The organism is Paenibacillus sp. y28 (assembly GCF_037137075.1).
In the GTDB taxonomy this organism is placed as follows: Bacteria; Bacillota; Bacilli; order Paenibacillales; family NBRC-103111; genus JBBBNV01.
Map to the genome: position 1 here is coordinate 288,246 of NZ_JBBBNV010000001.1, position 19,069 is coordinate 307,314.

20 protein-coding genes and 1 other annotated feature are annotated in these 19,069 nt (G+C 54.2%); of the genes, 4 read left to right on the top strand and 16 right to left on the bottom strand.

Annotated features, from left to right (window positions below; translation table 11 throughout):
* Positions 1-20 precede the first annotated feature (20 nt).
* The 16 genes from WBG83_RS01210 to WBG83_RS01285 form a co-directional block, all read right to left on the bottom strand.
* Positions 21-1,040 (bottom strand): TadE/TadG family type IV pilus assembly protein, encoded by a 1,020-nt coding sequence (locus WBG83_RS01210; RefSeq protein WP_336741925.1) that lies wholly within the window; start codon positions 1,038-1,040, stop codon positions 21-23.
* A 9-nt stretch (positions 1,041-1,049) separates the two neighbouring features.
* On the bottom strand, positions 1,050-1,292 hold the full coding sequence (locus tag WBG83_RS01215) for a Flp1 family type IVb pilin (protein WP_336741927.1): 243 nt from the start codon (positions 1,290-1,292) through the stop codon (positions 1,050-1,052).
* Positions 1,293-1,327: 35 nt separating this feature from the next.
* Positions 1,328-2,092: a type II secretion system F family protein gene (locus tag WBG83_RS01220; RefSeq protein ID WP_336741929.1), complete on the bottom strand. Its 765-nt coding sequence runs from the start codon at positions 2,090-2,092 to the stop codon at positions 1,328-1,330.
* Positions 2,089-3,069, bottom strand: coding sequence for a type II secretion system F family protein (locus WBG83_RS01225; protein WP_336741931.1), 981 nt, complete (start codon positions 3,067-3,069; stop codon positions 2,089-2,091). Before WBG83_RS01225 ends, WBG83_RS01220 begins: the two co-directional genes overlap by 4 nt.
* Positions 3,066-4,328 (bottom strand): CpaF family protein, encoded by a 1,263-nt coding sequence (locus tag WBG83_RS01230; protein WP_336741933.1) that lies wholly within the window; start codon positions 4,326-4,328, stop codon positions 3,066-3,068. The genes WBG83_RS01225 and WBG83_RS01230 overlap by 4 nt, the downstream gene beginning before the upstream one ends.
* Positions 4,321-5,412 carry a hypothetical protein gene (locus tag WBG83_RS01235; protein ID WP_336741935.1) on the bottom strand — a complete coding sequence of 364 codons (1,092 nt, stop codon included), beginning with the start codon at positions 5,410-5,412 and terminating at the stop codon, positions 4,321-4,323. The genes WBG83_RS01230 and WBG83_RS01235 overlap by 8 nt, the downstream gene beginning before the upstream one ends.
* A 442-nt stretch (positions 5,413-5,854) precedes the next feature.
* Positions 5,855-6,577, bottom strand: coding sequence for an amidohydrolase family protein (locus WBG83_RS01240; RefSeq protein WP_336741937.1), 723 nt, complete (start codon positions 6,575-6,577; stop codon positions 5,855-5,857).
* Positions 6,578-6,934: 357 nt separating this feature from the next.
* Entirely contained in the window at positions 6,935-8,656 is a 1,722-nt protein-coding gene (locus tag WBG83_RS01245) for a serine/threonine protein kinase (RefSeq protein ID WP_336741938.1), read from the bottom strand.
* Positions 8,657-8,742: 86 nt separating this feature from the next.
* The gene (locus WBG83_RS01250) at positions 8,743-9,966 is read right to left on the bottom strand and encodes a C40 family peptidase (protein WP_336741940.1); all 1,224 of its coding nucleotides are present in this window, start codon (positions 9,964-9,966) and stop codon (positions 8,743-8,745) included.
* A 146-nt stretch (positions 9,967-10,112) separates the two neighbouring features.
* Positions 10,113-11,078: a threonine ammonia-lyase gene (gene ilvA, locus WBG83_RS01255; protein ID WP_336741942.1), complete on the bottom strand. Its 966-nt coding sequence runs from the start codon at positions 11,076-11,078 to the stop codon at positions 10,113-10,115.
* Between the two features lie 306 nt (positions 11,079-11,384).
* Positions 11,385-11,628: a binding site (T-box leader), on the bottom strand.
* Positions 11,629-11,814: 186 nt separating this feature from the next.
* On the bottom strand, positions 11,815-12,972 hold the full coding sequence (locus WBG83_RS01260) for an SAM-dependent methyltransferase (protein ID WP_336741944.1): 1,158 nt from the start codon (positions 12,970-12,972) through the stop codon (positions 11,815-11,817).
* On the bottom strand, positions 12,954-13,715 hold the full coding sequence (locus WBG83_RS01265) for an ABC transporter ATP-binding protein (protein ID WP_336741946.1): 762 nt from the start codon (positions 13,713-13,715) through the stop codon (positions 12,954-12,956). The genes WBG83_RS01260 and WBG83_RS01265 overlap by 19 nt, the downstream gene beginning before the upstream one ends.
* Complete coding sequence (locus tag WBG83_RS01270) at positions 13,712-14,029, bottom strand: cyclic-phosphate processing receiver domain-containing protein (protein ID WP_336741947.1); 318 nt, start codon at positions 14,027-14,029, stop codon at positions 13,712-13,714. The genes WBG83_RS01265 and WBG83_RS01270 overlap by 4 nt, the downstream gene beginning before the upstream one ends.
* Positions 14,030-14,065: 36 nt before the next feature.
* Positions 14,066-14,929 (bottom strand): deoxyribonuclease IV, encoded by an 864-nt coding sequence (locus WBG83_RS01275; protein WP_336741949.1) that lies wholly within the window; start codon positions 14,927-14,929, stop codon positions 14,066-14,068.
* Positions 14,930-15,114: 185 nt separating this feature from the next.
* Positions 15,115-15,924, bottom strand: coding sequence for an Fpg/Nei family DNA glycosylase (locus WBG83_RS01280; protein WP_336741951.1), 810 nt, complete (start codon positions 15,922-15,924; stop codon positions 15,115-15,117).
* 435 nt (positions 15,925-16,359) lie between these two features.
* The gene (locus WBG83_RS01285; RefSeq protein ID WP_336741953.1) at positions 16,360-16,569 is read right to left on the bottom strand and encodes a hypothetical protein; all 210 of its coding nucleotides are present in this window, start codon (positions 16,567-16,569) and stop codon (positions 16,360-16,362) included.
* 135 nt (positions 16,570-16,704) lie between these two features.
* On the opposite strand from WBG83_RS01285, the gene sufU reads away from it, so the two are divergent.
* From sufU to WBG83_RS01305, 4 genes are all read left to right on the top strand, one after another.
* Positions 16,705-17,169, top strand: a complete 465-nt coding sequence (gene sufU / locus WBG83_RS01290) for a Fe-S cluster assembly sulfur transfer protein SufU (protein ID WP_336741955.1) — start codon at positions 16,705-16,707, stop codon at positions 17,167-17,169.
* Between the two features lie 483 nt (positions 17,170-17,652).
* Complete coding sequence (locus tag WBG83_RS01295) at positions 17,653-18,318, top strand: TetR/AcrR family transcriptional regulator (protein WP_336741957.1); 666 nt, start codon at positions 17,653-17,655, stop codon at positions 18,316-18,318.
* On the top strand, positions 18,275-18,616 hold the full coding sequence (locus WBG83_RS01300; protein ID WP_336741959.1) for a DMT family transporter: 342 nt from the start codon (positions 18,275-18,277) through the stop codon (positions 18,614-18,616). Before WBG83_RS01295 ends, WBG83_RS01300 begins: the two co-directional genes overlap by 44 nt.
* A complete protein-coding gene (locus WBG83_RS01305) occupies positions 18,616-18,930 on the top strand; it encodes a DMT family transporter (protein ID WP_336741961.1) in 315 nt (104 codons plus the stop codon). Before WBG83_RS01300 ends, WBG83_RS01305 begins: the two co-directional genes overlap by 1 nt.
* Positions 18,931-19,069: the final 139 nt, after the last annotated feature.

Here is a 19,069-nt window from a genome sequence, read left to right on the forward strand (position 1 = left end):
TGTTCCCCTCCTCCGGCAGTTCAATCATGAACCATGACAATAATGCCGTTCCGTTCAAGCTCCGCCCGAAGCGGTCCGGAGGGACCTGCTTTTCCGGTCCGCCCGCTTTTGTAAAAGTGCCACACCACTGCCTTCACTTGCCCGGATTGCAGCAGCTCCACATCCTTTTGCAGCTGATCGTTCATGCGCTCCCCGTTTTCCGTGGCACTCGTGCGGTTAGCCTGATATCCCAAAAAAGCCTGATGCGCAGTGCCGTCCTGATCCAATGCATCCACCAGGCGCTTTTTACCGGAGGGGGTGGTCAACGTTGTTTCAGTGCCGCCTACAGTCTGCTGCAAATAAACGCGCGCTTCGGATTCCTTATCGAATGATCCGGCCTGAGGAGCTGAGCCCGCACTGGCCTGGCCGAATACGGATGGATACGATTTGAAATGCTGTACAATAACCGGCAAATACGAACGTGTAAAGTCGACATTCCGCACAAATTCAACCGGGTCCGCAGCCGACGCGGTTCCGCTTGCCCTGACTTCCGCAAGCCCCCACCAATGATTAAACAGCTGCGGAACCCGCAGCGGGCGGTTCAGCGTGACCTTGATGCTTCGCTGCCAGGTTCCCCTGGAGTACTGGAGATCGGCTGTGACATCCGGGGGGAGAAAAACCCCCGCGCGCTGCAGCTTCAATTGCGGGAGACTGCCTCCTCCCTGCGTGGACGAAGAAACGGAGGCTGCGTTCACCTCGGCTGTTACCTCGCCCCCGAGGAACGGAAACCATTCCGGCAGCCCGTCCTGAAAAGTGCGCCAATACAGATCATCGTGACTGGAAACCGGAACGCTGCCTGTCACCGGGTTAGCGTAGCTGTTCGTCCACACGGCCGCTATCCGCTGTGCAGCCTGCGAGGCCTGAAGCTGCAGTGCCGCCTTCTCATACATATACAAGCCAAAAAACAACAAGCCGACGGAAAGCAAAATAATTACCGGAAATGCCATCGTTGCTTCAATTGTGAAGCTACCCCGATTGTCTTTCAATTGATGGACGTTCACCGGGATGCGTTAAGGTGCCGTGATTCCAGTATTATTGAAATCCGTGACACCTGAATCCGCCTTAGTAAACAAGTCGTTAATCCACTTCGTGATCCACTTTCTGAACGCGACGGCAATGACAACAATCAGGGCAACAATTAATATAATTTCCAGCGTCCCCAGACCCTGCTCATCACGCCAGAGCTTCTTAGCCGCTTTTTTTGCCTTCCTCCGCATATCCGCCAGCTTCGCTATACCCCATGTCTGATTCATATCGATTCCTCCATATAAATAAATTCTTTGTTTGTTTACCCCATAACCGCTATCGCCGGATAAGCGACAATAACGAGCACAACAACAAAAATTAATACCATCGGAAATACCATCCTGGACGAGGCTTCCTCTCCTATCGTCCGAACGCCTGCTTTGCGCCGCTCCCACAGCTCCCGGTTCAGAGCCGCCAAGGCATGAGTCAGCTCCTCGCCGCCACGCTTGTAATTCAGCAGAAGTGTTGTAGTCAGCATCGCTACTTCTTGTATCCCGCAGCGGGCGGCAAGCTGTTCCAGCACTTGGCTGAACGGCAGCTGATTACGCAGCTGAATATCCGCAGCAGCGAGCTCCCGCTGCAAAATACTGCCGGGCTTCGTGCCGCTCAGCTGACGGATGCAGCGGAGAAGGGCCTTTTGAACCGTCTCCCCTGCGCCGATGAGAAGCACCAGATTGCCCAGCAGCTCCGGCAGCTCCATAGCGATTTGCCGCTTTGCAAGCATGATCCGCCGCAGCACACTCCGGTAGCCGAGAAAGGGGACAATGGCGGACAGCAGCACAAGTACCGGCAGCATGACCGGGTCCCCGCCCGGCGTCAGGGCCAGCAGCATTCCAAGCCCCATGACCAGGAAGCAAAACAAAGCTTGTCTGGCGTAAAACTGCTTCATTCGCGCTTCCGCCTCTGACAATCCATGCAGGAAGGCCATATGCTGAATGAGCTTGTCCGTCGTTTTGGTCAGCCTGGAAGGAAGCTGAAGCCGTTCAATAAGCGAAATCGCCAACGCTTCAAGAGATACATTACTCACAGCTTAATCTCCGTCATCTTCTGAATAATTACTAATCCCGCCAGCAGCAGCAATAACGCAATCGTCATAATAATGCGGCCAACACCTTCATATAAAGGCTGCATATAATCTGCTGAACTGAAGCTGAGCAAGCCAACAATGCCGAACGGGATGATGCCCATCAGCTTGGCCTCGAATTTCTTCTTGGCGACAAGCACCCGAATGTCCAGATCCATTTCCATCTTGTCCCCCAGAATCCGGCTGGTTCGCCGGATAACCTCCACCAAATCGCCGCCGGTCCGTTTGCAGGTCGCAAACACATCCGCAAAGCTTCTTACATCCTCAGACCCGCTCCGCTCGGCGAAATTCAGCAGCGCTTTTTCGATTGGCTCTCCATTCCTGATTTTGTTGCGGATTAGCTCCAGCTCACAGATCATATCGGAGGCTCCCGAGGGGTACAGCATGCGCATATCCGAGGCTGCTTCAGCAAACGCGTTCTCAACCGATCTTCCGGCTGTCAGCGACACCGAGAGGGACTGCAGCAGCTGTTTGAATTCCAGCTCCAGCTGGCTAATCCGCTTCCGGCAAAGCATCGCGGCATAATACTTGGGCGCGAATAATCCGCCGCAGGCAGCGATCAGGCTTGCAACCGGCTGCTTGTAAAATAAATACGCAATGACAAACAGCACTGCGCCGCACAAAAAGCATGCTGACATTCGTTGAAGCCGGCTGAGCGTATAAACCGTGTAGCTGATCTCGGAGGCTCTCCCCCCTGCCGGATCGGGTCTGCCCGCTGTCGCTTTCGCTTCAATGCTCACAATCCATTCCTGATGCATTTGAACCGTTACATCTGTATGAGCGGCTTCTGCGTTCTGTTGAACATGATCAGGAAGCAGCTTGCCCTTGAGCCGTTTCCCGCCAGATGCCCGCCGTTCAAGCAAAACCAGAACGAGCCAGCCCATGATTCCAACGATCAGGCAAATCAGCAGCAGGTTCATCCGCCGTCCCTCCTTTCTCCAGCAGCCGATGCCTGATTAGGAAGCCGGAGACCTGCCATCTGGAGCTTTTGCACACGTACCAGCCGGTGTTCGGTTTGCTTCAGTCTCCCCAGAACGAAACCGTCCGGCGCGGTGCCTTCCTCCTGAAATTCAAACAGCGGCTTCAGCACAATCTCGCCGTCCCGCATATCGGCAAGCTCACAGATCGCCGTCACCTTCCGGGACCGGTCCCGGAACCGGCTGACATGGACGATCAAATCGATAGCGGAATAAATTTGCTTGCGCACCACCTCCACCGGAAGCGAGGCCCCGCTGAGCACCATCGTTTCCAGACGGCTCAGCATATCGTGCGGAGAGTTTGCATGCCCCGTACTGAGGGAACCGTCATGGCCTGTATTCATAGCGGCCAGCATATCCAGGCATTCCGCCCCGCGAACTTCACCTACAATAATCCGGTTCGGCCGCATCCGAAGCGAGGAACGAATAAGCTGGCGCATCGTAATTTCCCCTTTGCCCTCCGTATTCGCATTCCTTGTCTCCAGGCGCACCAGATTATCGACCGTCTGAATTTGCAGCTCGGCGGAATCCTCAATGGTAATAAGACGCTCATCCGAAGGAATAAAGCCGCACAGCGCGCCGAGAAATGTCGTTTTGCCCGAGCCGGTGCCGCCGCAAATAAACAGATTGTACTTCGCTTCGACCAGTGTCCGCAGCACTTCTCCCGCTTCCGCCGTCAGCGCTCCCCAGCTTATCAAGTCGGCCATTGCGAGCGGCTTTTCCGGGAATTTGCGGATCGTCATGGTCGGCCCCTTCAATGCAATTGGCGGCAGCACCACATTCACCCGCGAGCCGTCCGTCAGACGCGCATCTACAATCGGCGCGCTTTCATTCACAACCCGGTCCACCTTGGCCACAATGGATTGAATAATATCGTTCAGCTTGGCTTCGCTCTCGAACCGCACTTCACTGCGGAACACCGCCCCTTGCTTCTCCACAAAAATTTCCTTATGGCTGTTGACCATAATTTCAGTAATCTCGGGGTCCTCCAGAAGCGGCTGAAGCACATCAAGCCCCCGAAACGAGTAAAAAATGGATTTCACGAGCCGGTGCTTCTCTCCCGCGGTCAACCGATGCAATCGCGCATAGTCAAACACATCCGCTTCAATGCGCTCCATCAGCACCTCATCGCTCTCCGATTGCGTCATATCAAGCTTGAGCCGAATTTGCTCTCGCAGTAACACCGCAGCCTGCTCATCCATGCAGCATCAGCTCCGCGCCTCTGGTGGTGCTGTCGAGCCACTGCTGCAGCGCTTCTGTAAAAGCGGCGGAGTACCGCAGCTGCGCGCTTCCTTCTCCCGCGGTCATCCATTCCCGCACAAAAGGCAGCACAGCGGTAACGGGAAAGCCTTGGTCCGGGTACAGATGAGGCGCGATGTTCCCTAGAGAGCGGTTGATAATGATTTCGCTGTGTCCAGCCCCGAAGCTGTCCAAAATCGCCTTTGACCTGTGTTTGCCCGCCGTATCGCCACTTGCCAGCCAGACGAACCGATCGCAGGCTTCCAGCAGAACCGGAATAAGCCGGGTCAGGCTAATATGAATATCAATCAGGACAGCATCATAGCTTTTGGCGTCCTGGATAGCCTTAAGCAGCCGTTGAAGCTCTTCCGCTGTCATCTCCTGCCGTTCCCGCCAATCCGCTCCGCACTGGATATAATCGAATTGGCCGGCAGGGTCTTGACGGATGAATTTGGTCAGCTTGGTCCCGCTTTGATTCGGATGGGCCTTTACGTAATACATGCACTCGGAGAAATCATGCTCCCCGCCTGCAGGCAGCAGCACGGCTGTCGAGCTTAACAGCTCCAGGTTCAGATAAAATACGGAATCGCCCTGCTCTGCCAGCAATCGGGCCGTTTGGAGTGCGACCGTTGTGACTCCGCTGCCGCCGGAGGCGGAGCTGAACGCTATCAGCCGGGCCGGGCCCCTTTGCTTCACCGACGGAAGCCGGACAGCGTGCTGCTCCGTATAGCTGGCTACCGTCTGATTCATAAGCTGGTTCAGCGGCTGATACTTGTATACTGCCGGATACGACAGCTGCTGTGTCATGAGCAGATGCTCCGACAGCAGCACGACGCAGCCGAAGCGCTCCACAGGCAATCCCGGCAGCAGATGGGACTGAACAAGCAGAATATGCACCCTTGGTGCAGCCGCCATAAACTCAAGTACCTTTTCTTTTTGCGAAAAAGCATGGACTGACACGCCTGAAGCCGTATTTACCGAACGAGCGTAAGCGGCAAACAGCTCCATATAATGCACATCCTCATCCAACATGACAATATTCAGCATGGAATTCTCCTCTCTGCATCGATCATTTCATCCAGCCGCCGATGATGAGCACGACCGCCATTACTGCGATAATAACGGCCAGCCGCAGCTGTTTTGAGGCATCCAAACACATCCCTCCCCGAAAAACCTGCCCCGACTGCGGATTGGATAAAAAGACAGCGGTTGAACCGCCATGTACGGAGCGATCGTCCTTATCCGGCACTATATCCCCAGATGAAGTGACACTTTATAAGTCCGTTGAAGCCCGCCCGAGACAACAAAAAAAAGCACGCACAAACCGAACAGACATAAGTGCCTATTCATGTTTGCGGTGCTTCCGCAGTCGGTACAAGTTATTCATTTACGCCCATTATAACCACATGCTTCCATGTTGGCAACACTTTTTTCACGTTCGGCTGGGTTTGGGACCTTGGTGAAGAGAACTGTCGTTTCCGGATAAACCTTATTTCGAATACCATTTCATCGCATTTTTATATAAAATTTTGTCGACCTGCTCTTCGCCAAGTGTGCTGTAAATCAATTCAATATCCGAATGATTGTAAGGTCTTTTTGCTCTCGTTGACGGCAAGTCCGTCCCAAACATTAAGGCATCCGGATTCACCGACATGATGGATCGAAGAGCCTGTTCTACATCAAGCTCAACCCTGCCGAACCCTGTGGCTTTCACTTGAACGCCTTTATCGACAAGAGTGAGAAGATGATGAAATCCTTCTTTCGATAAGCCTAAATGGTCTATCGACACTGCGGGAAGCACTATTAATGTCGCTGCAATTTCAGGTAACGAAGCAGAGTCGATATACAATTCCGCGTGCCATCCTGCCAGCTCATAGACTCTTCTTGCAAAATAATCCAGACGGGAGATATCCTCGGCTCCCCCACGCTTGACGTTAAAACGAATCGCTCTCACACCACAGCGGTGAAGCCTTATAATTTCGTCATCCACCGTATCATGGGGCAGCTGGGCTACACCAACATCATTGGGACCAAGCTTTTCTAAGGCGTCAACTAAATACGTTTGGTCAAATGCCTGGAATGAACCGGAAACTACGGCACCGCCGACAATATTTAAATCACGCACCTTGTCCAAATAGTCTTGGCAGGTGAAAGCATCCGGTAAAAATCCTTGATTTTCTACCAGAGGAAACCGGGGATCGATGATATGCAAATGAGTTCGAATACTGTACGCATAACGATTCCTTTCCGCTCATCCATATATTTTGATCATGAACGCAGCACTTTATTTCATTGTATGAAACTTAGTTTTATTTAATAAAATTAAACCTCATCGTCATTCAAATGAGAAGTCTAATTCCTGTTGGCGATTAGTCCGATAAAGAAAAGCCATCGTTCGCCGTGGACGATGATTGTCTGTTTGTTGAATGATCAAACAGCAATCTAGAGCTTTTTACCGGATTATCTTATTTTTACTCTAAAATACTACTCTCCCTCAAGCAGCAATGGAATTGCATCCTTCGGCTGCTGCTAATCCGCTGCAGTTCCTGGTCCCAAAAAAAGAGACGGGCTATTTCGCCCGCCTGCGTTTAAATGGAAACCACCAGCTGCCTGTTGATCTATGCATCCCCTGGTCCGCTGTTTCGCAAATAGCTCCCAGCAGCGCTTGCAGCGCTTCATCCAGCCTGGGCGCAATCTGCGGCATGTCGGCGAAGCACCGGCTTTTCACCTCAGCCTCTAGAAGATCCGCATAATCCAGAGCCGGAATAAAAGCTGCCGGCTTGGAAGGCATATAATCCGTCCAATCCGCCTGGAACAGGCTGAGGACATGACGGTTTGCCGCAAAGTGCAGCTTCGGCGCTCCCCTTACAGAACGCTGCTTCCCATCCGGTTCAGAGCCACCATCCACCGGCAAAAGACCGGCCAGACTCCGCAGCACACGCTGCACCTGTATCCGCTGCAGCTTCGCCGGAAAAACGTCCGCTACATAAATGACATGATCCGCGTACCGGCTCAATGCCACAATATCCTCTGTCCAGTGGCTGGAAACGTCAAGCAAAACAAGTGGCGCAGCCAAATCCGCCAGCGATTCCAAGAACACCTCCACCGATACGGACGGTGCGGAAGCTGGCTCCTCGCCGGCAGCTTCCCGGGTCAGCCAGCGGGTGCAGCCGTCAATGACCGGTGTGCAGGTTACCGATGCTGCAATAGAATCGCTATAGGCCAGGCTTATTTTTTGCCCTTTTCGCTGCGCTTTGCCTGTCCATTCATGCAGCACCGGATAAGCTAAACCGGGGTATTCCAGCACCGTATGGGCAAGACCGGCCCGATTCAGGCTCCGGGCAAGCGCCGTTGTCACGAAGGTCGACCCTGCACCGGGGTACAGTCCCCCGATAACGATCAGCCGCGTTCGCTCTGATTTTCCCTGCTTTGCATTTCCGGACTCCTCAGAAACGAGCCTTCCAATACCGGTTCGCCCCGCTGCAGTGTGAAGCCGGACAAGCTGCGCTTTTACTTCTTCAGCATCCTGATAACGATCCTCCGGTCGTGATTCCAAAAGCTTGTCCACAACCATACTGAGGGCGGACGGTACGGCTGGATTTTGCAATGGCTTCTGCACGACGGGGTAATATAGCCCCCCGCTCAGCAAGTAATACATCAGTGCGCCAAGACCATACAGATCGGTGCGGGCATCCGTCTGCCGTCCGGCAAACTGCTCCGGGGCCGCAAAGCCAATCGTGCCGAGCTGGACCGTATCGGTGCTTTGCTCTGCTTTGAAGCTGCGGGCTATCCCGAAATCTATCAGCCTGACATTATCCTGTTCATCAATCATCACGTTGGACGGCTTCAAATCCCGGTAAATAATCGGCTGCGGGGATAAGCCGTGCAGATAGGCGAACAAATCACTGAGCTGAATCGCATACTTGAGTACCGCTCCGCTTTCCCACGGCTCCCGGCCTCTCCGCACAAACCTGCGATCCAGCGTCTCCCCCTGAATATAATCCATGACCAGATAGCTTGTTCCATGCTCATCCGGCGCGAAATAGTCTACGATTTGGGGCAAATACGGGTGATTCAGCCTCACCAGCACCTCTGCTTCGGCAAGCCAGGCGGACTGCTGGTCCGGCAAAGGACGCGCAGCCTTGACTGCCCATTTTTTCCCCGGCAGCTTCACATCCTCAGCCAAAAACACGGTGCTCATGCCGCCTTCACCAAGACGTGAAACGATGCGATAGCGCTCCCCGAGCGTAGAACCTTCCCTGCAAATAAACGGCTGTGCAGGCTGGCGCACGTTGATTCCCACCTTTTCCCATTGATGTTCAACAGTATAGTACCGTTCGGGCAAAAAGAAAAGTGCCGCGAATGAAATCGCTGCACTTATGGGGTACTATAGCGCCGGGCGCCCGCATATTCAATCGCATATTCCGGGGTATGGAGCGGAATGATTTCTACCGCGCGCTCTGTCTTGGGGGAATGAATCATTTGCCCGTCTCCGTAGTACATCGCGACATGGTGAATGACGCCCTTCCGGCTGCCGCTCTGATATGCGAAAAACAGCAAATCCCCCGGCTGAAGCTGATCCCTGGATACCGGCTGTCCGCTCAACGCTTGCTCCGCAGCATCCCGGGGAATCGCGATCCCATGGAACCGGTGAACGGAATAGGTAAAGCCCGAGCAGTCAAATCCGAAGCCTGACATGCCGGACCATAAATACGGCAGACCCACAAAACGCCCCGCCGTGCGGACAAGCGCGGCTCCGGTCGCCTGCTGCCCGTAAGCAGCCGTCCCGGTTTCATGGACAACCGCATCCGCCTTCGGCAGCCACTTCAGGCCGTCGCCGGGTGTCATCACCTGAAGCCATCCGTCCTGTTCTGCAGCATACGGCAGGCTGGTGTTGAAGCTTACGCTCCGAAACGGAACTCCGTCCGGTGCATCCCGAAGCGTCGTTTGTCTTGCCGCCACTGTAACCTGCTGAAGGCTTTGATCCCGGGCCGTCTGCGTCCAGTCCGGGGCGAGCTGGCTTTTTCGCAGCCAGCCCGGATAACCGTCCTTGCTTTTTTTCGTGGTTTGGCCTAAAGCAGCCACCTTGACCCACTCCCCGTTCACCTCCAGCAGCTTCACCTGCTGCCCGTACAGGACCTGTGTTTCCAGCTTGCCGACCAGCCACAGCTTCTCCTTGATCGACATGCCCGCCAGCCAGGACTCCAGCCCGTCCGAAGCAAAAGACGGCGCGTCCATGTCCCGTTTGCCTCCCGGCTCAGTCCAAAGTGTCGCCACACCGGCTCCAACGGTATACAGCTTTCCGGTCTCCCATTTCAATACCGCCTGCTGCGCAGACTGTGGTTTGGCCGGATCTGCCTGCGGCGCGCCGGATGCCGGACCTCCGGCCGAAGCCGCCTCAGAGCGGCTGGACTGCTGGACTGCTGTGTCCTGCGCGCGTATCGGTGTATCATTTCCCTTTTCCAGCCCATCCGGCTTTTCGCCCGAATCTGCGGCAGGCTGTGCGGCGTCCGGAGGTGCCTGTTCCACGCCGGAATAACTAACCGCGATTGGGTCCGGTGTCTGGGGCTTGACACCCGTAAGCAGCTTCCATCCAAGCAAGGAGGCCGCTGCCGCTACAAGAAGGGCGGATGCCGCAGCATACCGCCGTTTATGTTTATGTTTCTTTTTCCGGACCAGGTCAAGACCCTCCCGCAAAATACTTAATTGTATTAATTATTTATTTCGTTAATATTTAATTCAATCCATTATAATGAAATGGCAGCCATCGTTTGACTCAGCAAAGGCAGCTTCATCAAATCGATATTGCCGCCGCTCACAATCACCGCGGTGTTTGTTCCGCATACAGCTTTTTCATTCAGCACAGCGGCTAAAGCCGCCGCCCCCGCCCCTTCAGCAAGCATCTTGGTTCTCTCCAGCAGGACGGCCATGGCGGACAAAATTTGCTCTTCCGATACGGTCACCATATCATCCACCAGCTCCAGCATGCAGGCCAGCGGAAGCTCGCCGGGCGTCTTCACCGCCAAGCCGTCCGCAATGGAGCCCGGCTTCTCGATGCTTACCCGGCTGCCGGACCTCCAGGAGCTTACCCCGGAGGACGCTCCCTCCGGCTGCACGCCGATGATGCGTACACTCGGCTTGAGCGATTTCAGCGCCGTGGCAATGCCGCTGATTAAACCTCCGCCTCCTACCGGCACGACCACCGTATCCACTTCGGGCAAGTCCTCAAGCAGTTCAAGCCCGATAGTCCCTTGACCGCTGATGACAGCCGCGTCGTCAAACGCATGAACAAACCGCAGGCCGTCCGCAGCCGCAAGACGTCTGGCTTCCTCATAGGCCTCGTCATAATTGCATCCATGCAGGAGGACACGGGAGCCGTAGCTTTCCGTTGCGCGCACCTTGGCGCTTGAGGCGGATTCATGCATCACAACTGTAGCGGGAATTCCGAAATGCCGGGCGGCAAATGCAACGCCCTGCGCATGATTGCCCGCCGAGGCGGTAACGATGCCACGGACAGGTCCCTGCTGCATCAAATCAGCCACTTTATTGAAGGCGCCCCGGATTTTGAATGCACCGGTTTTTTGCAAATTTTCAAGCTTAGTATACAGGTTGCAGCCTGTCATCTCACTGAGCGAACGGCACAGCTGAAGCGGTGTGCGGTGAATGTGTCCGGACAGCCGGAATCGGGCCCGCAGCACTTGTTCCAGTGTCACTTGTTTAACTTTGCGATCCCCATCGAAACCACCTCATTTTAAATGATGTCATACCATTCATTCCGTTGTTATTGTCATTTCTTATCCAATCGGATCACCGCCGTCTACCTCAGGAATGGACGATGCCGCTTATCGCTATCCTTAGAACCGCATGTATCCGGTTAAACGGCCCTTACACTCTACCATGAAGGAACGGTCCGTTTATCAGCTGATTCCGAATGAAGGCGTGTGAGCTCTCCAGCACCACCATTCATGCATGGAACATGCAAAGCAGGCTCCAGAATAGCAAAAAAGCCCCGTCCCTAAAAAAGGGACGAGACGTTTCTCTCGCGTTACCACCCTTGTTCCGAATGTATGAAGCATCCGGCGCTCAGTCAGCATACCATCATATGCTGTTCCTTGTAACGGTGGACATCCGGCAGCGCCTACTACAGCTTCGGGCTGCGCCTCCGAGGTGATGTTCGGCATGGGCTGTTCATCGGCTCTCAGCAATCACCGACTCTCTGGGGAACAGGCTTCCTTACGTACTTTTCCTCATCACAGGTTTGGTAAGAATCATATCAAAATATTCAGACTTTGGCAAGGGAAGATTTGGCAGTCATAATTTCCCACTATCTTGACTATGCGTCTAGCGAATCATCGCGCACTGCTAATCCCTTCTATTGGCAAAGCCTGCCACAGCAAGCTCAGGAAGGCTACCTCCCTGGTAATGGTAATGAATTAAAACCGCAAGCCGTTATTCCTGAGCCTGTTCCCCGGTCCGGACCATATGCAGTGTCAGCTCGTCCCGGTTATGGAACAGCTGCTTGGCATGGGCAAATTCCAGAAGCGGAGAAAACGCGCGAATCGCGTCCTTCAGCGTCTGAAACGGCTTGCCGTGCATAAGCTTGAGCGTGATAATTGCCGTCCCTCCCGGACACAGCGCGTAAAGCAGCTCCCGGACAAGCCGTACCATCTGCTTGGGGCTCCAGCTCATATCGCAGACCAGCAGATCGAATTCGTTGTCGCGAAACCGAACGTCGGCTGCGTTTTTGCGCAGCATAGTCAGCTTCGGATGGCGCCGCAGCGACGGATGCAGCTCTCCGGGGTCCACGGCTGTTACCTGTGCCCCCCGCTCTAGAAGCAGGGATGTCCAGCCGCCGGGAGCCGCTCCGATATCCAGCGCTTTATGAACAAGCGAGAAATCAAGCCCGAAGCGGCTCTCCGCCTCCAGCAGCTTGAACTTGGCACGGGAAACCTGCCCCTCCTCCCGGCGGAAACGGACCGCGCCGCCTGCCCAATCGCTTAAATTGTCCGCCGTCCTGGAGCAGCCTGTATACAGCTGCGTTTGCGTAATGAAAACGGAAATCACCGCTTCCGCCTCCTGAACCGCGATTTGCGCTCCTTGATGCTGCATGAGCAGCTGCTCCAGCGCCTCCCGCAGCCCGCCGAGCGGCACAGCGGGTTCCACGCCGCTGCTTTTGCGCAGCTGGACCGCCGCCTTAACGTTTGCAGCTATCCCAGCCTCCACCTGAGCGAAAATCTGCTCAGCCAGCAGAACCGTTTGTTCAGCCGAGGCTTGTTCTTCCTCCTCCTGCTCCTGTCCGTTATCCGGCTCAGAATTACCTTCGATACCGCTTAAAGGGCTGGACGGCATATCCAGAATCGCAGTCACCGGATGCAGATGCCGGATAAAAACCGGTTCATTCTCCCGTACTGCCGCCAGCACCTCCTCGGCTGCGCGCGGAAACACAGCCAGCTGCACCTCCTCAGGCTCCAGCTCGGTAAACGTAACGCCCGGACACAGCTTACGCAGCTCGTCTTGGGCATAACGGTGCGATCCGCGGTTGGAGGTGACAATGAAACGGGAAAAAACCGGGTGCCCTGCACCAACAGTTAGATTACTTTCAGCCATGGACGATCCTTCTCCCATTCCAGCCTGACCGGCACGTCGAATACTTGCTGCAGCAGCTCCGTCGTAAGCACTTCCCGCTTCGGACCGGCCGCAAGTACAGCCCCCTCATCAATCACCGCCACATGTGTAAACAGCGGAATCATTTCCTCAATGTGATGCGTGACATAAATAATATGAATGTCTCCGGCCATCTCCGTCAGGCCTTGCAGAAACTTTTCACGCTCAAACAAATCCAGCCCGGAGCAGGCTTCGTCCAAAATAAGAATATCCGGCGCCGTCATCAGAGATCGGGCCAGCATGACCTTCTTGCGCTCTCCTTGCGAAATCGTGCCCAGCGGCTGCTTGGCTACGTGGCCGACTCCCAGCTTGTCCAGCATACCGATGGCCTTGTCCTGAACCTCCTGAGGAATATCCTGATAAAAACGCAAAAAGGCATACTCCCCCGTCGCGACCACCTCCCACACCGGGTCTGAGAGGTTTAACTTCTCCAGCATCGATTGGCTGATATAGCCGATCCGCTTGCGTGCTTCACGAATATCGCATTGCCCGTACACATTGCCGAGCACCTCGACGCTGCCCGTGCTGGGAAACAAATACCCGTTCAACAGCTCCAGGATGGTTGTCTTGCCGGAGCCGTTTTTACCGAGAATAACCCAGTTCTGGCCCTTTTCCATATGTAAATTAACATTTTCCAAAATACTGCGCCCATCGCGCCGCAGCGAGATTTGTTCCATATGTATCATGTTCGTTTCTCCTCCCATAGTGCATGCCTGTGCAATATCATTGCTGCCGGCTTGGCCGAATACAGCAGCTCAAACATCCGTCTGCGTCCGATTTCGCTGGAGCTGTGCAAATATACCTCGCGCGGGAACAGCGCTTCCCGGACGATAGCGGCCGCAAGATCCGTCCCGTTCGGCTGTCCCCAGCCCATATCGTGATCCAGGGAAAGCACATTCACTTCGCATTCCCTCAGCAGCAGCAAGCATTCTTCCACGGTACGCGCCAGAGTAAACCCGTCCGGGCACGGACGCAGGTCATCCATAAATACGTTGATCATTGCCGTTTCCCCTTTTCCCGCTTCACGGCTTTGCCGTTACCGTACTGCATCCGGATAAAGCGAGCTCCGTAAGCTTTTCATTTGCGCTTCATGCCCGTAATCCGGCTCGCTTGGCGTTTCCAGCACGAGCGGAAGACCTTCAAACAGCGAATCGCGAAGCAAATCGCCGAGCATTTCTTGCCCGATATGGCCTCGTCCCATGGCAGCGTGCCGATCCTTGCGCTTGCTCCAAGGATACACAGAATCGTTGACATGAACCGCTTTCAGCTCGGCTCCGTACCCCGTCTCAGCCATTAGAGACAATAGCCCGCTCGTATTACCGGGCGTCCACAGGCCGCTGGCAAACGCATGGCACGTATCGAGACAAAAGCCGACGCGTTCCGGAGCCGAACACAACCGACGGATGTTTACCAGCTCTTCCAGCGTTGTTCCCATCAAGCCGCCTTCCCCGGCCTGATTCTCAAGCAGCAGCAGCGCTTCGCCTTCCCATACCTTCAGCACGTTATTTATACATTGTATAATATTTTGATAGGCTTGCAAAAGGTTTGCTTGAGCCCGTTCTCCGCTGACATGGCCGAAATGAACGACAACCCCGATAGCCCCGCAAGCTTCAGCGATGACCAGATCGCCAAGTAAGGAAGCCACCATCTGCCGCTGCAGCTCCCCTTCCTCCACGGCCATATTGATTAAATAGGCGGAATGGGCAATCGATTTCAGCCCGTGCTCCCGGCAATAAGCGCGGCAGGCCGCAGCATCGTGCCAATCGGGTGTTTTTAAAGCCAGGCTGCGCGGGTTTTTCGGGAAAAATTGAAACGATTCCGCGCCCATCCGATGTGCCTGCCGGGCCGCGCCCAAATAGCCCTCACGGATGCTGACGTGACAGCCTACATACGAAGCCATATCCGCTCCTCCTTCGACGTTCCGCCGGCGGCTAAATTTTGTAACACGCTGAAATGGCTGCTTCCAGCAGCTGCCCCCGCACGAGTCGGGAAACGGCGTCCTTTTAACCGCCTTTTTTACAACCGGCGATGGATCTGCAAAGATCCGGGTCCGCAAATGTCATTAAAATGCATGTCTCCTAGCCTCTAGTGCTGGCAGCCGGGACAATAAAACAGCTTTCTTCCGGCCAGCTCCGTCTGCACAATTGACTGCCCGCAGCGGTAACATGCTTCGTTTCCCCGGTCGTATACGAGACAACGGCTGTTGTAGCCCCCCGTCAGCGGGTCTCCTTTATACAGCGGATCTTCCATGTATCCGCCATGCCCAAGCGCCTCCAGCAGCACGCTGCGCATACAAGCCAGCAGCCGGGACCACTCCGGATCATTCAAGGCTGGAATTGCCCGGTCCGGCCGAATACCGGCTGCATGGCACAGCTCGTCACCGTAGCAATTGCCGATACCCGCAATAACCTGCTGATCCGTAAGGCCCTGCTTCAAGGCTCCCCTCCGAGCCCCGAATCGGCTGCGCAAACCTCCGCTGTCCAGTACTGTATCGAAAGGGTCCGGGCCTAGCCCGTCCAGCTTCTCTTGCAGCTCCTCCGGCGTATACAAATGCAAATATCCGAGCCGCAGCCCGATAAAAAACAGATGCTCCTCCCCGAATGAAAGCTGCACCTGTACAGTACGTTCCGGCTTATCCGCCATGCTGCCGAAAAACATCCAGCCGCCGAGCATGAGGTGTGCCAATAAAACCTCCCCGCTGCCCAGTCGGAACAACAGCTGCTTTCCCCGGCGGTCCACCTGCTTCACCGTCTGCCCCCTTACCCGCAACTCCAGTGAAGGGCTGCTGACGTTCAGCGATTTCTCCCGACCGATGCTAACCGCCGTAATTGGCTTCCCTCCGACAAGCCGATCCAGCTCGCGTCTATAATGCTCCATCTCCGGCCATTCCGGCATACACGTCTTCCTTTCTGTCTGAAGGTTTATTCCATAGGGTTTCATCCAGAACAGCCGTTTATGCCCAGTGCCTTCATTTCATGCGCCCCGCCCGGCAGCGATTCCTACCCATCATAATCCGATATGGTCCGGTTTGGCAATGGCAGCCAGTAAGACTCCCCGAAACTCGGACGAAACACCGCGAGACATCGGCAACCTTGTCGGAGCGAAGCGAAATCCGGCTCGAAAACAAGCTCAAATCCGCTCGTGCACTGTCACTTCCTGCGTTTTCCCGGGAAATGGACTTTCAAGACGCACATATTTCCCTTTTTGAACCCGGTAAAAACCCCCTGCTTCCGTTCACTGTAAAGCAAAAAACAGAACCTCACATCAAGAAGGTTCTGTCCGCGGCTGCTCTCCAGCTCTTGTCATTTCCTGCGATTTCCCGGGAAAAGCTTAACCGGACGAGTCATCCATGTCATAGCGGAAGCCGTCCGACAGGGCAGCGGGCCGGTGCACCCGCATATTGGCGCCGCTGATGCCGTGAAGCTTATCCAGCACTTCGCGGTAGCGGTCTCCTTCCGGGCTGTCCTCATGGCTGTTCATGGCAAAATACAGGGCTTGCTCGATAACCTCCAGCTCTTGTTCCGTCCAGTTTCGGTTCATGCTCCCGCCTCCTCTTAAGCATTATCCGCTACCTACTATATCCAGGCGCAACTCGAACTATGCAGAGGCATGTTTCAAACCGGAATGAAATATAGTACAATAAGAATGAATATAGACTCAGAAGGTGATGATAGCATGAGCATGAACCTGGAAAATTTATATAAGCAGATCCTGATGGATCACTATAAAAAACCGCGCAACTACGGAAAAAAAGAAGGCATTCTCACACTGCCTTACAAAAATCCGACCTGTGGCGATGTTATGGTGCTTTATCTGAATGTGGATGAGAGCGGTAAAATTCAAGACATTTCATTCGAAGGGGAAGGCTGCTCTATCAGCATGGCCTCCTGCTCGATGATGACAGAGATCATCAAAGGCAAAACCGTAGCGGAAGCCGAGAAGCTGATCAGTCAGTTCAACGCCATGATTAAGGAAGGCGTCATTGAGGATGAGGATGCGCTCGGAGATGCCGTGGCGCTGAGCGGCGTTCACAAGCTGCGCGCTCGTCATAATTGCTCCCTGCTGGGCTGGAACGGACTGGAGAAAGCCATCAAGCAGCGCGCCGAAACCGTTAGCGGCACGAACTCGCACTGCAACTAATCCGTGAATGTGAATAAGGGTGTTCTTCAGGTCAGAGGGCCTGGAGGACGCCCTTTGTTTATTTACAGCCGTGCTATGTGCAGATCTAAGTGCGATGATTCACTGCAATATGGTCGGTCAACCTTCTTTTACAGTTGAACTACAAGCAATACAGCCCAACAACGAAATAATCTCTGCCATTCTAGTCCCTCACCGGTTGAGTAGCAGCTCCGCTCGTTGATGTTTCTATGCGCTTTAATCGGCAGGAGGCCTATGCCGCTGATCCTGCAGGCTTTTTAACTCGGCCTTTTTGTTGTGCGATTAAACGTTCATGACATTTGGATGAACATCCATTTTCCCGCATAGGATGATATTTTTCCGCTGAAGCTCTAATCCTCAACTCGTCTTGCACGATTCTTGAAATAATTTTACTCCGCTATTGAAAAATAATTCAAAGTCAGATATTATATATTCCTGACGAACGTTCGGAAGGATGGTGCTGATTTGACTGCCGCCCTCATCAAACAAGTTGCATTAAAGCAGTTCGCCGCCCACGGCTACGAAGGGGCCTCCCTAGCGCTAATCGCCGAGGAAGTCGGAATTAAGAAGCAGTCTATTTATACGCATTTCAGCAGCAAGGACGACCTTTTTCTTGATGTGCTGAAGGAAGCCGCCCGTCAGGAGCTGAGGTTCACAGCGGATTATTTTACGCGTCATACTGAGATGCCCTTCCTGGAGTGTCTGCTTGGATTTCTCAAGCATTACAAGGAGCGGTACAGCCAGGACGACCAGAACAAGTTTTGGCTGCGCATGATGTACTTTCCCCCGTCACAGCACCGGGAGCCCATCATTGCCTATGGCTATGAATACATGGACCGGCTTCAGGCTTATCTTGTCCCGCTTTTTATCAAGGCAATGGATGAGAATGTCATCGGGCAGATCGATGCCGCTTTAGCGGCTTCTGCATTTTTCGGCGTGCTTGACGCTGTTTTGGTGGAAATGCTGTTCGGAGGCGAAGAACGTTTTACGAAGCGTCTGGAGGCTTCCTGGTATATGTATTTGCGGGGCTTATCCTTACCGGAAAATGAACACGCTGCACAATGGACAGCAAAGAATGGAGCTTGCTATGAAAAAGGAATGGACGTTGATTCTGATAGCCGTCGTCTTTGAAATTATATGGGTCAGCGGCTTGAAGCATGCCGACAGTATCGTGCTGTGGCTGCTTACAGCCGGCTCGATTATTATCTCGTTCAGCGTGTTTATCCGCGCTTCGGCCAAATTGCCGATCGGGACGCTGTATGCCGTATTTACCGGACTGGGCACAGCCGGGACTGTTGTAGTTGAAATGCTCGTTTTCGGCGAGCCGTTTAGCTGGATTAAAATCGGGCTCATCGTTATTATGCTGTGGGGAATTCTTGGTCTGAAAACCGTTACGGGGCACTCTGAAGACAAAGGAGCGCATGCCTGATGGACTGGTTTTGTTTATTTCTCGCTGGCGGCATAGAAATCGCGGGCACCGCGGCATTAAATCAATTTCAGCGCACCAGAAGCTGGCTGATGATTATGGCGCTCGTCATCTGCTTCTCCACAAGCTTCTCCCTCCTGTCCTATGCGATGAACACCATCTCCATGGGAACATCCTACGCGGTTTGGACGGGGATCGGCACCGTCGGCAGCGCGCTCGTCGGGATGCTGTTTTTCCGGGAATCGAAGGATTGGCGGCGTCTTGTATACATGAGCATGGTCATCGCCTCCGCTATCGGCCTCAAGCTGTTTTCCTGAGCGCGCAAGGCACACGAAATTCCGGTTTTCTTCTGTAAAAACAGCTGCAGCATCACGAGGCAGCCATACTCTCCATCAACAAAAACACCTCCCGGCTGCGTCCATATCGAAGTGATGGACACAGCCGGGAGGTGTTTCC